This is a genomic window from Streptomyces sp. NPDC045701 (assembly GCF_056432045.1).
The window spans coordinates 116,665-129,427 of the sequence record NZ_JBWKJV010000002.1; the positions used below are offsets into that span (position 1 = coordinate 116,665).

Here is a 12,763-nt window from a genome sequence, read left to right on the forward strand (position 1 = left end):
GTGCCCCTCTCCGTGGCTCATTCGCCCCGGTACAACTGGCGCTTGTCGATATAGCGCACGACACCGTCCGGCACCAGGTACCAGACGGGATCGCCCGCGGCGACCCGCGCCCGGCAGTCCGACGACGAGATGGCCAGTGCGGGCACCTCGACCAGGGAGACCCCGCCCTCGGGCAGCCCGTCGTCCGACAGGTCGTGTCCGGGACGGGTCACGCCGATGAAGTGGGCGAGCGAGAAAAGCTCCTCGGCGTTGCGCCATCCCGGCATGATCTGGGACAGCGCGTCCGCTCCGGTGATGAAGAACAGGTCGGTGTCCTCGTTGAGGTCACGCAGATCCCGCAGCGTGTCGATGGTGTACGTCGGCCCGCCGCGGTCGATGTCGATGCGGCTGACCGAGAACTGCGGGTTGGACGCCGTCGCGATGACCGTCATCAGGTACCGGTCCTCCGCCGGGGAGACATTCCTGTGGCTCTTCTGCCACGGCTGCCCGGTCGGTACGAACACCACCTCGTCCAGGTGGAACAGGGCGGCCACCTCGCTGGCGGCCACCAGGTGTCCGTGGTGGATCGGGTCGAACGTCCCGCCCATCACGCCGAGTCGGCGCTTGCCGGAACCGGTAGGCACTTGCTGGTCTCCCATGCGTGCAGAGCCTACTGGCACGGCACCGCGGGCGGTTCCGGCGGACGCGGGGTCAGCGGTCCGGGATCAGCGGTCGCGGTTGAAGCGCGTGGTGATCCACAGCAGCAGGAGCAGCGCGACGAAGGCGCCGCCACCGGTGAGGTAGGGGTTGAGGCTGGCATGGCTGCCACCGTGCTCGGCGCCCTCGGCGAGCGTGACGAGACTGGCGGCGGTGGTGGGGAGGCTCATCTTCGGCAGGACCTATCCATCGGAGTCGGGGCGGAGACTTCGCGCACATCGTATGCGGGCCGTCCGGGCACGCTCACGCCGACTCAGTCGTTGTCGCCGGTGTCGCGGTGTCCGCGCGGCGGGAACCGGGCGAGCGGGCCGGCTCTGGCGAGGGGGGCGACCGGCACGGTCCGGAGCGTGTCGCCGGGTCCCCGCGGTGCGGAGGCGGCGGTCAGCGGCGCGGCGACCTCCGGCATGGCGGTGTGCTCCCCGGTGCTGCCCGGTTGTCCACAGGCCCGTTCACGCCGTGGCTCCAGCGCCTACGCTGGGGGCCGTCAGGGGGACGAGACAGGTCTCGTACGGAGATGGGGGCATTTTCATGACCGACGGCAGCCACGAGAACGTACCGAGCAGGCAGCGCAGGCGGTTCCCGGGCCTTTCGTCCCGGGCCTACGAACACCCGGCGGACCGGTCGGCACTCGTCGCCCTGCGCAAGCTCAGCGGCTTCGACACCGTCTTCAAGGCGCTGAGCGGGCTGGTGCCGGAGCGCAGCCTGCGGCTGCTCTTCCTGTCCGACTCGGTGCGGGTGGGCGACGCGCAGTTCGCCCACCTCAACCGCATGCTGCGGGACGCCTGTTACATCCTGGACCTGGAGAAGGTCCCCGCGATGTACGTCACGCAGGACCCGAAGCCCAACGCCATGTGCATCGGCCTGGACGAGCCGATCATCGTCGTGACGACCGGGCTGATCGAGCTGCTGGACGAGGAGGAGATGCGGGCGGTCGTCGGGCACGAGGTGGGCCACGCGCTGTCGGGCCACTCCGTGTACCGCACGGTGCTGCTGTTCCTGACCAATCTGGCGCTGAAGGTCGCCTGGATCCCGCTCGGCAACGTCGCGATCATGGCGATCGTGACCGCTCTGCGCGAGTGGTTCCGCAAGTCCGAGCTGTCCGCGGACCGGGCCGGGCTCCTGGTGGGCCAGGACCTGCGGGCCTCGATGCGCGGCCTGATGAAGATCGCGGGCGGCAACCACCTGCACGAGATGAACGTGGACGCGTTCCTGGAGCAGGCGGAGGAGTACGAGGCCGGGGGCGACCTGCGCGACTCGGTGCTCAAGATCCTGAACGTGCTGCCCCGCTCGCACCCGTTCACCACGGTCCGGGCGGCCGAGCTGAAGAAGTGGGCCGAGAGCCGCGACTACCAGCGGATCATGGACGGCCACTATCCGCGCCGGTCGGAGGACAAGGACACGTCGGTCACGGACTCCTTCCGCGAGTCCGCGTCCCACTACGCGGAGTCGGTGCGCGGCAGCAAGGACCCGCTGATGAAGCTGGTCGGCGACATAGCCGGCGGCGCGGGCGACCTGGGCGGCAAGCTCCGCGACCGGTTCACGGGCGGCGGTTCGGGCGGTTCGGGTGGCGCGGGCAGGACCGGCGGCGACGGCCCGGCCGCCTCGGACTGACCGCCGCGCCCCGGCGCACCGCCGCGGGCCCGCGCCCGCCCGCCCCGCCCCTCACCGGGTGGCGGGAGCCGGGCGGGCGGGCTGGGCCGAAGGGGACAGGGCGCCGCAGAGGGCGGGGCCGGCCCGGGTGCCGGTGGCGTACGGGTCGGTGAGTGCGGGCCCCTCCGGGGTGGCGCGGTGTCCGGCGAGCACGGGGTGCAGGAAGCCCGCCGGGTCGGCCGAGCAGCTCTGGGGGCCGGCCTGCACCCGGCTGGTCCGCACCTCGGCGCGGTGCATCCGCAGGTCCTCGCGGTCGAAGCGGAAGGTCAGCTCGCGGCGCACGGTGAACAGCGAGGCGTCCGCGGCGGGTGCCGCGCCGGCCGGGCGCACCGCGTAGACCAGCGTGTGGTCCGACGCCACCTCCAGGGTGTCCGGCCCCACCTCCGCCACCCGCATCGTGCCCCGTACCCGCGTGGCGGTGTCCGCGAGCGCCACCTCGGCCGTGTCGAAGCGCACCAGCCAGCCGGTGGCGGCGTGCCGCCCGTCATCGGCCGGGGAGTCGACGCTGCGGTCGAACTGGGCAAGCTGGTCGGGGTCGAGCAGCAACCGGACCTGCCGGACGGCGTCACCGGTCACGACGTCCGGGTCGAGCGAGGACAGCACCAGGTAGTCCTTCACGGTACTCAGCGCGGTCACCACCTGTGCCACGGAGAAGTGGGCGGTGCGCCGGGCGGCCGGGAGGGTGACCCCGGCGGCGCCCGAGCGGAACGTCGCGGCGGGACTGCGGGCGTACAGGGCGGCCGGGTCTCCGCCGGGGACCGTGCCCCGCGGGGCGAGCGCGACCACCGTGGTCAGCAGCGGTTCGGCGCGCCGCTCGGCCGGCGGGCGGTAGGCGTTGCGGGCGCTCAGGTACAGGACGGCGGCGAAGGCCACCGCGAGGACCAGCGCGAAGAGCAGTGCACCGTGCCGGGGACGGGAGCCGGTGGGCGGCCCCTCCCATCCGGGACGGCTCCGCACGGCCCGGGCGTTCCCCTCCAGGCGCTCCCGCGCCGAGTACTCCTGGAGGCGGGCAGCGCGGACGAACGACTCGTCGAAGACGACGGACCGGTATTCGTCCTCACCGCCGCCGGGGAATCCGTCGGGTGTCCCCTCGGGCGGGTCGCCACGCCCTGCCATACCTTCAGGGTAGGTCTGCGGAGGCTCCGGTAAACGCGCTGGTACGGGACAACACGCGGGCGGTCCTAGGGCGTTCGCGACACCGTCGGCACGGGTGGGGCACCGTACCGGGCGGAGGCCGGGGGCGCGGACCGCGCGGGCTCGGTGGGGCCGGGCCCGGTGCGGACGGGCCCCGTGCGGGCGGGTGTCGGTGGCGGTGCGTCGACCCCGCTGGTGGCGGGCGCGGGCACCTGCCCGCCGCGCCCGCCGGAGGACCCCCGGTAGACGGCCGTGAAGGCGAGGGCGACCATCCCGACGCCCATCACCACCGCGAGGACCCAGGCCACCGGCCGGTGCCAGCGGGAGCTGGGCCGGTAGGGCCGCAGCGTGCCGCCGTGCGCTCCGTAGGGGCCGGTGTCGCCGGCGGGGCCGTACCGGTCGGCGTACCCGTGCGGGCGGGTCCCCGGCCCGTACCCGTCGCCGTAGGGGTCGTCGGCCGCGGCACCGCCCGCGCCGGCCCGTGCGGCCTCGGCGTCCGCCCGCGCCTGGGCGGCGGCCAGCAGGCGTTCCACGGCGCTGGGCTCATGGATCTCGGCGGCCCGCACGAAGTCCTCGTCGAACACCACGGAGGCGAAGTCGTCGTCGGCGCCCCCGCGGTCGTCGTCGGGCTCCCAGCCGTCCGGGAACGGCTCGCCCCCCACGTCGTCCGGCACGTTCCCAGCGTAGACCGAGGAGGTGCTTTTGGGCAGGGAGAGCGGCAAACCCCCGCTCCCCGGCCCCGCGGGCGGTGACTACCGCGTGTGACCGTCGCCCGTCACGATGTACTTGGTCGACGTCAGCTCCGGCAGCCCCATCGGGCCGCGGGCGTGGAGCTTCTGCGTCGAGATGCCGATCTCGGCGCCGAAGCCGAACTGGCCGCCGTCCGTGAAGCGGGTGGAGGCGTTGACCGCGACCGTCGTGGAGTCCACGAGCTGGGTGAAGCGGCGGGCGGCCGCCTGGGAGGTGGTGACGATGGCCTCGGTGTGGCCGGAGGTCCAGAGCCGGATGTGCCCCACGGCGGCGTCCAGCGAGTCGACGACGGCCGCGGCGATGTCGTAGGACAGGTACTCGGTCTCCCAGTCCTCGGTCGTGGCCGGCACCACGGTGGCCTTGGAGGCACCGGCGTAGGACTGCACCCGCTCGTCGCCGTGGACGGTGACGCCGGCCTCGGCGAGGGCGTCCAGGGCGCGCGGCAGGAAGGCGTCGGCGATGTCCTGGTGGACGAGGAGGGTCTCGGCGGCGTTGCACACGCTGGGCCGCTGCGCCTTGGAGTTGATCAGGATGTCGACGGCCATGTCGAGGTCGGCCTGGGCGTCGACGTACACGTGGCAGTTGCCGGTGCCGGTCTCGATGACCGGGACGGTGGACTGCTCGACGACGGTGCGGATCAGGGAGGCGCCGCCGCGCGGGATCAGGACGTCGACCAGGCCGCGGGCGCGCATCAGCTCGCGTACCGAGTCGCGGGACTCGCCGGGCACCAGCTGGACCGCGTCCGCCGGCAGCCCCGCGCCGCCGACGGCGTCCCGCAGGACGCGCACCAGGGCGGAGTTGGAGGAGTACGCGGAGGAGGAGCCCCGCAGCAGTACCGCGTTGCCGGCCTTCAGGCACAGCGCGGCGGCGTCGACCGTCACGTTGGGCCGGGCCTCGTAGATGATGCCGACCACGCCGAGCGGGACGCGGACCTGCCGCAGGTCGATGCCGTTGGGCAGGGTGGAGCCGCGCACCACCTCGCCGACCGGGTCGGGCAGCGCGGCCACGTCCCGGACGTCGGCGGCGATGGCCCGCACCCGCTCGGGGGTGAGCGTCAGCCGGTCGATGATCGACTCGCTGGTGCCGGCCTCCCGGGCCCGGGCGACGTCCTCGGCGTTGGCCTCGACGATCTCGCTCGTGCGGACCTCCAGCGCGTCCGCGATCGCCAGCAGCGCGTCGTCCTTGGCCGCGCGCGGGAGTGGCGCGATTTCGGCGGCGGCGGCGCGGGCCCGGTAGGCGGCGCGGATGACCGGGGTCATGTCGTCGTACGGCGTGACGGACGGCGAGGTGGCGGAGGCGGGGGAATGCGACGAGGTCATACTCGCAGCGTAATGCGGACCGGACGGGCATCCCTCACACATCCCGCTCTGCGAGACACCCCACGGCCGGTACGTCAGTACGGGTGGACACCCACGGGGGCGGCGGGCGGCGGACCGTACCCCTCCGCGATCCGCAGGTGGTACGTCTCGCGGTCGATGACCTCCAGGCCGACGATCTCCCACGGTGGCAGCTTGGCGCTCTGCCGGTGCTCGCCCCACAGCCGCAGGGCGACGGCGGCCGCGTCGTGCAGGTCGCGGGCCTCCTCCCAGTACCGGATCTCGGCGTGGTCGCCGGCGTACCGGCTGGTCAGCAGGAACGGGTGGTCGTGGGCGAGCTGCTCCAGGGCCCGTCTGACGTCCGTGAGCGGAGCCGCCCGGCCCGAGACGCTGAGGGTGATGTGCCACAGCTTGGACACCGGGCGGTCAGGGGTCCGCCGCTCCGGCCCGCTGCCCGGCTGCCGGGTCGCGGCGCCGTCGTCGAGGACGGCTTCGTCGAAGTCGGCCCCGGCCTCGACACTCGTCAAGGCGCGTTCGGCCGTCCCTCGGGGCAGAGCCCCCGGGCGCGCTCGTCTCACCGGCGGCCTCCTGTGTGTACGTCGTGTGCTGTCACCCCGCCCACCCCTGAGACAAAGTTGACCAGTCCTGCGCGGCACGTGGGGTGGTTTTGGTGAAGCTCTCCGGCGGATGGCGGGACTTTCAGCCGTTCTGGGGCTGGTCTAGGCGTCCAGGACGACGAGATCGTCCCTGTGTACGACCTCCTTCTCGTACGCCGGGCCCAGCTCTTTGGCCAGCTCCCGGGTGGACCGCCCGAGGAGCTGGGGGATCTCCTTGGCGTCGAAGGTGACGAGTCCCCTGGCGACGGCCCGGCCGGAGGCGTCGCGCAGCTCGACGGGGTCCCCCGCGCCGAAGTCGCCTTCGACGGCCGCGATGCCCGCCGGGAGCAGGGACTTGCGGCCCTCGACGACCGCCCGCACGGCGCCGTCGTCCAGGATCAGGGCGCCCTGCGGGGTGGAGGCGTGGGCCAGCCACAGCAGCCGGTCGGCGGAGCGGCGGCCGGTGCGGCGGAAGTAGGTGCCGGTGTCCCGGCCCGCGAGGGCGTCGGCGGCGCGGCTGGCGGAGGTGAGTACGACGGGTACGCCGGCGGCGGCGGCGATCCGGGCGGCCTCCACCTTGGTGACCATGCCGCCGGTGCCGACGCCCGCCTTGCCGGCCGAGCCGATCTCGACGCCCTCCAGGTCGGCCGGTCCGCGCACCTCCCCGATGCGCGAGGTGCCGGGCTTCGCGGGGTCGCCGTCGTACAGCCCGTCCACGTCGGAGAGCAGGACGAGCAGGTCGGCCCTGACCAGGTGGGCCACGAGAGCGGCGAGCCGGTCGTTGTCGCCGAACCGGATCTCGTCGGTGGCGACCGTGTCGTTCTCGTTGACGACCGGCAGGGCGCCCATGGCGAGCAGTTGGTCGAGGGTCCGGTAGGCGTTGCGGTAGTGGGCGCGGCGGCTGGTGTCGTCGGTGGTGAGCAGGACCTGGCCGACGCGTACGCCGTAGCGGGCGAAGGACGCCGTGTAGCGGGCGACCAGGAGTCCCTGGCCGACGCTGGCGGCGGCCTGCTGGCGGGCGAGGTCCTTGGGACGGCGGGCGAGGCCGAGCGGCGCGAGGCCGGCGGCGATGGCACCGGAGGAGACCAGGACGATCTCCTTCTCCCCGCCGCTGCGGACCTTGGCCAGTACGTCGACGAGCGCGTCGACGCGGTCGGCGTCGAGCCCGCCGGAGGCGGTGGTCAGGGAGGACGAACCGACCTTGACGACGATCCTGCGGGCTTCCGTCACGTACTGTCTTGCCACTGTCACGTGGGAAATCTATGCCAGGAGCGGCCCGCGGCGCTCGCTCGTTCCACCGGGTGGACACGCCGCCGGACACCCCGACCGGTACGGCCGGACACCGCCGGGCACCGAGCCCGGTGCGCCGGCCCGTCCGGGTCGGGCCCTCCCCCCGTCCGCCCCGCTCACGTCCGCCCCCACGTCCGCCCGGCCCGCCGCAGTGCCCGCCCCGCCAGCCGGCGGGCCCGGCGGCGGGCGGCGGTCAAGGGGCCGGGCGCGCCGCCCACTTCGTACGCGCTGTCCGGGATGCCCACCGCCGGGTCGCGGAAGTGCGGGTACGCGAGGTACTCGCGGCCCCACCGGCGTACCCGCTCGGGCGGCGTGCCCTCCTGGAGGCGGGTGACCACGTCGACGAGGGCGTCGGGCAGGTCCATGGCCACGCACGTCAGGCGCAGCCGGTCCTCGGTCTTCAGGCGGGCGGCCAGGCCCGGCGTCCAGTGGGCGGCCATCAGCGGCGCGGCCAGCTCCATCTTGGCGAGCAGGACATCGCGCGGCTGCCGCAGCACGACGGGACCGAACTGCGGGAGCAGGGTGATGGTGAACGGGCGCATCATGAGCAGGTCGCGGCGCTCCCCCGCCGGTACGTGCGCGGCGATGAGCTCGATCAGGGCCCTGGCCGAGTCGAAGCGGGGCACGTAACCGCCGGTCTTGGTCAGGTGTTTGCCGTCCTCGCGGCCCACCAGGTAGTAGCAGGTGTAGTCGGCGACCACCGAGACGCCGTTGCCGCGCAGGTACGCCTCCAGCGTGAACAGCGCGTCCTCGCCGGTCGTGAGGGACTCGTCGAAGCGCATGCCGTGCCGGACGAGCAGGTCGCGGCGGAAGAGCTTCTGGGCGCTGAGCGTGTACTTGACGTTGGAGCGGTAGATGTCGGCGCGTTCGACGGTCTCCTTCCACATGGACTTGGCGGCGTTGCGGTTGACGCCGACGGTCCTGCCGAGCACCACATCGGTGCCGGCCCGGTCCGCCATGGCGACGAGCCGTTGCAGTGCCTCCTCGCCGAAGTGGTCGTCGGCGTCGAGGAAGAAGACGTACCGGCCCCGGGCGAGGGCGAGTCCGGTGTTGCGCGGGCCGCTGGGGCCCCCGGAGTTGGCCTGCCGGACGACGCGCGTGGCGACCTTGGACCGGGCGGCGAACTCCTCCAGGTACTCCCCCGTGCCGTCGGTCGATCCGTCGTCGACGGCGACGATCTCGATGCGGTCGGCGCCGAGCGTCTGTGCCTCGACCGATTCCAGGCACTTCACCAGGTACGGCATGGCCTCATAGGCTCCGATGATCACGCTGACATCGGGAGTGTTCTCAGTCATCGGCACCCACTGCTCGATCCACCGGACGGACGAAGGTCGTCCGTCATGGTGCCCGCCGCGGGTTTCCGCGCGGTGACGGCACGCACGGCGGCCCGCGAGTGCGCCTCGGACGAGGGACTCACGGGCCGCGGAGTGTACGTCCGGCTTTACGCCGGGGGCCTCGGGCCCGGGGCCGGGGGCTCAGTGTGCCGCCGTGGCCTCCTGGGCGCCGTTCTCGGCCACGGTGTCGAGGGCGGCGCCCACCGGCTCGGCGCCGGCGCCGTCGGCCTCCGGGTCGAGCTCGCCGATCGGCTGGCCGGCCAGCCGCCGCGCCACGCCGTTGTTGCGGGCCTCCGCCTTGGCGGTCAGGGCGCGCACGGCGGCGTTGAACCGCTCGATCGAGGTGGGCTCGTCGGGGCCCAGCAGGTACCGCTTGAGCAGCTCGCGCTCCCCGGCGAGCAGGTCGGCGGCCGGATCGGCCACGGCGGCCAGCAGCTCGTCCAGCTCCGCGGCGCCGTTGGAGAGGATCACCGCGGCGCGGACGGCGGTGTTCTGGCGCTTGAACTCGTCGGCGCCCAGCCCGGCGGAGTCCGTCACCGCGTACGGCTTGCCACTGGCGATGAAGTCGGACACCACGCTGGAGATGTCGGAGACCATGCCGTCGGCCTCGTTGAAGCAGTCGTAGAGCTTCGGCTCGGCTCCGGTGACGACCTTGTGCTCCCACCACCCGAAGGAACGCCAGTACGCGTCGTTCCATTCGGCCCGCAGTCGCTTGATCTCGGCGAGGCGGTGGGGGTCGGCGAGTGAGACGCGCGACTCCTCGGCCTCGTCGCCGCCCTTACGGCCGGGGGCGGCGAGCTGCGCGATCCGCGCCTCGATACGGGCCAGCTCGGCGCGCGCCGCGGCCTGCGACGGCCGGGCGGCGGCGATCTCCTTCGCCCAGCGGGGGTCGGCGGCGCGCTCGGCGTTGGCGGTGGCGACCATGTTCCGCAGGCGCTCGTCGACGGCCTTGGCCTTCTTGTCGACCAGTCCGGTGAAGGGGTGCGGCTTGTAGATCACCCGGACCGGCCGCGGGGCGCCCAGCAGCCGCTTCACGATGTTCTCGCCGGCCAGCAGCAGCGAGGTGTTGCCGGGGTTGTTGTCCCAGCCCTCCCAGGTGGGGGCGTACAGGATGGTGGGGATCGGGTTGCCGGGGGTGCCCGTCCAGGTCCTGATCGGCGCGAGCTGCGGGCGGCCCACCTCGACGATGTCCTCGTCGCGGACGCCGACGTCGGCCAGCGCGTAGCGGTCGCGTCCGGCCCGGCCGGCGGTCCACACCTCGTCGTACACCTTGGAGAAGGGGTTGACGCTGGCGAGCTTGTCGCTGTCGCCGTGGCCGATGAAGACGTGCTTCATGGTGGGGACGCGCAGCATGTGGATGTTCTTGCCGACGTTGGCCGGGTAGAGCGTCACGCGGATCGACGACAGGTCCATCGCCATCAGGTGCTGGCCGCCGGGGACGCACAGGATCGGTACGGAGGTCGGCTGGAGCTTCTTCACCAGGGCGCGCTCGCGCATGATGACGACCGGCCGGCCGGCGACCTGCTCCATCGTCTCCAGCCACATGTTGACCTGGTACGCGGAGTCGTCGGAGCCGGAGAAGTACAGGGCCACCGTCGGCTGGTACTCGCGCAGCCAGGTGCCGACGGCCTTGAGGACGGCGCCCGTGGCCGGTACCCGGCGCCTGCGGCGCAGGTGGGGGACGAGGGCGACGGTGTAGAGCAGACCCAGCGCGAGGGTCACCGCGACACCCGCGTACCCGATGACGCTCCGGCCGGTGGCGACCGCCGCGATCACGCCCGCCACGGCGGGGATGTCGAGGTGGAGCATCTTCTCGGCGGAGCGGCTGAGCAGCGCCCGCGGCGGGGCGTCGGGGATGCGTACGGCGTTGAGGTCGATGTTCCGGGTGACGACCGGCATGGTGCGGCGCAGCCGGATCAGGGTGGCGAGGGCGCCCTGCGGGGCCTGGAGGCCGTAGAAGAGCAGGAAGCAGGCGACCGCCGCGTAGAACACGGGCTGGTCGGCGGAGCCCTCGCGGGCGAGCAGCAGGACCAGCAGCAGCTGGCGCAGCAGGAAGCGGATGGCGAGACCGGCCCGGACCTTGCTCAGCCGGTTGATCAGGTAACTGTCCTTCTGGTGCAGATACCAGTCGGCGACGTAGGTCACGGCACCGGCGGCCGCGAAGAACCAGAGGTTCGGGAGGAGGGCGGCGAGCATGACGCACGGATAACCCAGTCCCATGAGGACTGCCGCGGCGAGCTCTGACGCGCTGCCCACACGTGCCAGGCGAATGGCGGTCGAAATCACGAAGAACCTGCTCCAGAAAGGGGGTGCCGGTTTTTTCACATGGACAAGACTCCCGTGAAGGTGGGGGACTTCACGGACTTTGATTTGCGAAGTCTCGCGGACTCCGTCGACTCTTACGAACTCGGGCCTCTGCATTCGCTTAATGCGACACAGAGGCCCGAAGAACACATCTGGCGAGTATTACACATCTTCCTGTCGGTCCAGCACCGAGGCGAGGGCCTGCTCGAAGCCGGACGCCTCGCTCGCCCCACGGGTGGGGTCCTGCTGCCGTACGTCGATGACGTGGCCGGTGAGCTCGGAAAGCAGCACGTCCAGGGAGGTCCGGGCCACGGCCTCGGAGGACAGCAGCGATCCGGCGGGCTCCTGGCCGAACGCCTTCGTACGCATCGGCGTGGCGGTGCGCTCCGGGTTGACGCAATTCACCCGGATTCCCTCTCCGGCCCATTCGTCGGCGAGGGCCTGGGTGAGATTCACCATGGCGGCCTTGGTCGAGGAGTAAAGGCTGTACTCGGCCCGGCCGCGGGTGTAGCTGGAGGAGGTGTAGAGCAGCAGCTGACCCTTGGTCTCGACCAGGTATTTGTGCGCGGCGCGCGCGATCTGCACCGGCGCCAGGTAATTGACGTTGAGCGCTTCCTGAATGGTCGCGTTGTCGGTCTCGGCGAGCTTGCCGATGCGCAGGACGCCCGCCGTGTTGACGACGTAGTCGATGCGGCCGCTCTCCGCGTACGCCTTGGCGAGCGCCTCCTCGACGTGTTCGGGGTTCTCGACGTGCGTGCCGGTGGTGGAGCGGCCCAGCGCGTACACCGTGGCGCCGTACCGCTCGGCGAGGGCGGCGATGTCCGCGCCGATGCCGTAGGAGCCGCCGAAGACGACGACCGTCCTGCCGGACAGCAGCTCGCGGTAGGCGGCCTCGTCGGCCTGGCGCGGGGCTGCGGTGGTGGCCAGCTGGAACAGCTTGTCGGCGATGAACACGTCGACGGGCTGGGTGACCTTCATGTTGTACTCGTCGCCCGCGACGACGTAGATCGGCACGTCCGGCAGGTACCGCAGGACGACGCTGCAGTCGTCGGTCGCCTGGAAGTTGGGGTCGCCGGCCGCGATCTCGTAGGCCCGCCTGATCGTGGACAGCTTGAACGCCTGCGGCGTCTGGCCGCGGCGCAGCCGGGAGCGGTCGGGTACGTCGGTGATGAACTCGCCGTCCCCGCCGTGGGTGCGGGTCACGATGATCGTGTCGGCGGACGGGATGGCGACGTCGACGGCCTGGTAGCGGTCGAGGGCGTCGACGCAGTCCTTGATGACGCGCTGTGACAGAAGCGGACGCACCGCGTCATGGAAGAGGACGTTGAGGTCCTCGCCCTCCCCGAGTCCCTCGCCGAGGGCCTGGATGGCGCGCTCGGTGGTCTCGTTGCGGGTGGCCCCGCCCTCGATGACGCGGGTGACCTTGGTGAGGCCCGCCTTGGCGATGATCTTCTCGACGTCGGGCACGAAACCCGGCGCCATCAGCACGATCACGTCGTCGACGGAGTCGGCCTGCTCGAAGATCGTCAGCGTGTGCTCGATGACCGCCTTGCCCGCGATCTTCAGCAGCTGCTTCGGGATCGCGAGACCCACGCGCTGGCCGGTCCCGCCGGCGAGCACGACGGCTGTGGTGCGGGTCTTGGCTTCATGCGGCGCTGACACAGAACGACCTACCTTGCGACGACTGGGGGAC

General features: G+C 72.3%; 12 protein-coding genes. 1 reads left to right on the forward strand and 11 read right to left on the reverse strand.

What is annotated here, in order from left to right; genetic code table 11:
• Positions 1-17 precede the first annotated feature (17 nt).
• From nadD to AC07DW_RS02810, 3 genes are all read right to left on the reverse strand, one after another.
• Positions 18-638, reverse strand: a complete 621-nt coding sequence (nadD, locus tag AC07DW_RS02800; RefSeq protein ID WP_478855815.1) for a nicotinate-nucleotide adenylyltransferase — start codon at positions 636-638, stop codon at positions 18-20.
• A gap of 66 nt (positions 639-704) precedes the next feature.
• On the reverse strand, positions 705-866 hold the full coding sequence (locus AC07DW_RS02805) for a hypothetical protein (protein WP_478855816.1): 162 nt from the start codon (positions 864-866) through the stop codon (positions 705-707).
• A gap of 83 nt (positions 867-949) precedes the next feature.
• Entirely contained in the window at positions 950-1,102 is a 153-nt protein-coding gene (locus tag AC07DW_RS02810; protein ID WP_478855817.1) for a hypothetical protein, read from the reverse strand.
• Between the two features lie 122 nt (positions 1,103-1,224).
• Between AC07DW_RS02810 and AC07DW_RS02815 the strand changes: the two genes are divergently transcribed.
• A complete protein-coding gene (locus AC07DW_RS02815; protein WP_478855818.1) occupies positions 1,225-2,307 on the forward strand; it encodes a M48 family metallopeptidase in 1,083 nt (360 codons plus the stop codon).
• Between the two features lie 51 nt (positions 2,308-2,358).
• On the opposite strand, the gene AC07DW_RS02820 is transcribed toward AC07DW_RS02815, so the two are convergent.
• The 8 genes from AC07DW_RS02820 to AC07DW_RS02855 all read right to left on the reverse strand — a co-directional run bounded on the left by AC07DW_RS02820 (position 2,359) and on the right by AC07DW_RS02855 (position 12,732).
• Complete coding sequence (locus AC07DW_RS02820; protein ID WP_478855819.1) at positions 2,359-3,462, reverse strand: SCO2583 family membrane protein; 1,104 nt, start codon at positions 3,460-3,462, stop codon at positions 2,359-2,361.
• Positions 3,463-3,527: 65 nt separating this feature from the next.
• Positions 3,528-4,154: an SCO2584 family spore wall biosynthesis protein gene (locus AC07DW_RS02825; protein ID WP_478855820.1), complete on the reverse strand. Its 627-nt coding sequence runs from the start codon at positions 4,152-4,154 to the stop codon at positions 3,528-3,530.
• Positions 4,155-4,232: 78 nt separating this feature from the next.
• Positions 4,233-5,549, reverse strand: coding sequence for a glutamate-5-semialdehyde dehydrogenase (locus AC07DW_RS02830; protein ID WP_478855821.1), 1,317 nt, complete (start codon positions 5,547-5,549; stop codon positions 4,233-4,235).
• Between the two features lie 74 nt (positions 5,550-5,623).
• Positions 5,624-6,124 carry a hypothetical protein gene (locus AC07DW_RS02835; RefSeq protein WP_478855822.1) on the reverse strand — a complete coding sequence of 167 codons (501 nt, stop codon included), beginning with the start codon at positions 6,122-6,124 and terminating at the stop codon, positions 5,624-5,626.
• Between the two features lie 141 nt (positions 6,125-6,265).
• On the reverse strand, positions 6,266-7,393 hold the full coding sequence (gene proB, locus AC07DW_RS02840) for a glutamate 5-kinase (RefSeq protein ID WP_478855823.1): 1,128 nt from the start codon (positions 7,391-7,393) through the stop codon (positions 6,266-6,268).
• Positions 7,394-7,548: 155 nt separating this feature from the next.
• Positions 7,549-8,727, reverse strand: a complete 1,179-nt coding sequence (locus tag AC07DW_RS02845; RefSeq protein WP_478855824.1) for a glycosyltransferase family 2 protein — start codon at positions 8,725-8,727, stop codon at positions 7,549-7,551.
• A 180-nt stretch (positions 8,728-8,907) separates the two neighbouring features.
• On the reverse strand, positions 8,908-10,962 hold the full coding sequence (locus AC07DW_RS02850) for a hypothetical protein (RefSeq protein ID WP_478855825.1): 2,055 nt from the start codon (positions 10,960-10,962) through the stop codon (positions 8,908-8,910).
• 270 nt (positions 10,963-11,232) lie between these two features.
• On the reverse strand, positions 11,233-12,732 hold the full coding sequence (locus AC07DW_RS02855; RefSeq protein ID WP_478855826.1) for an SDR family NAD(P)-dependent oxidoreductase: 1,500 nt from the start codon (positions 12,730-12,732) through the stop codon (positions 11,233-11,235).
• Positions 12,733-12,763: the final 31 nt, after the last annotated feature.

Coding starts and splice junctions, on each gene's coding strand:
- AC07DW_RS02805 (WP_478855816.1), bottom strand. CDS start 866: ATGAGCCTCCCCACCACCGCCGCCAGTCTCGTCACGCTCGCCGAGGGC.
- AC07DW_RS02810 (WP_478855817.1), bottom strand. CDS start 1,102: ATGCCGGAGGTCGCCGCGCCGCTGACCGCCGCCTCCGCACCGCGGGGA.
- AC07DW_RS02830 (WP_478855821.1), bottom strand. CDS start 5,549: ATGACCTCGTCGCATTCCCCCGCCTCCGCCACCTCGCCGTCCGTCACG.
- AC07DW_RS02815 (WP_478855818.1), top strand. CDS start 1,225: ATGACCGACGGCAGCCACGAGAACGTACCGAGCAGGCAGCGCAGGCGG.
- AC07DW_RS02820 (WP_478855819.1), bottom strand. CDS start 3,462: ATGGCAGGGCGTGGCGACCCGCCCGAGGGGACACCCGACGGATTCCCC.
- nadD (WP_478855815.1), bottom strand. CDS start 638: ATGGGAGACCAGCAAGTGCCTACCGGTTCCGGCAAGCGCCGACTCGGC.
- AC07DW_RS02850 (WP_478855825.1), bottom strand. CDS start 10,962: ATGCTCGCCGCCCTCCTCCCGAACCTCTGGTTCTTCGCGGCCGCCGGT.
- AC07DW_RS02845 (WP_478855824.1), bottom strand. CDS start 8,727: ATGACTGAGAACACTCCCGATGTCAGCGTGATCATCGGAGCCTATGAG.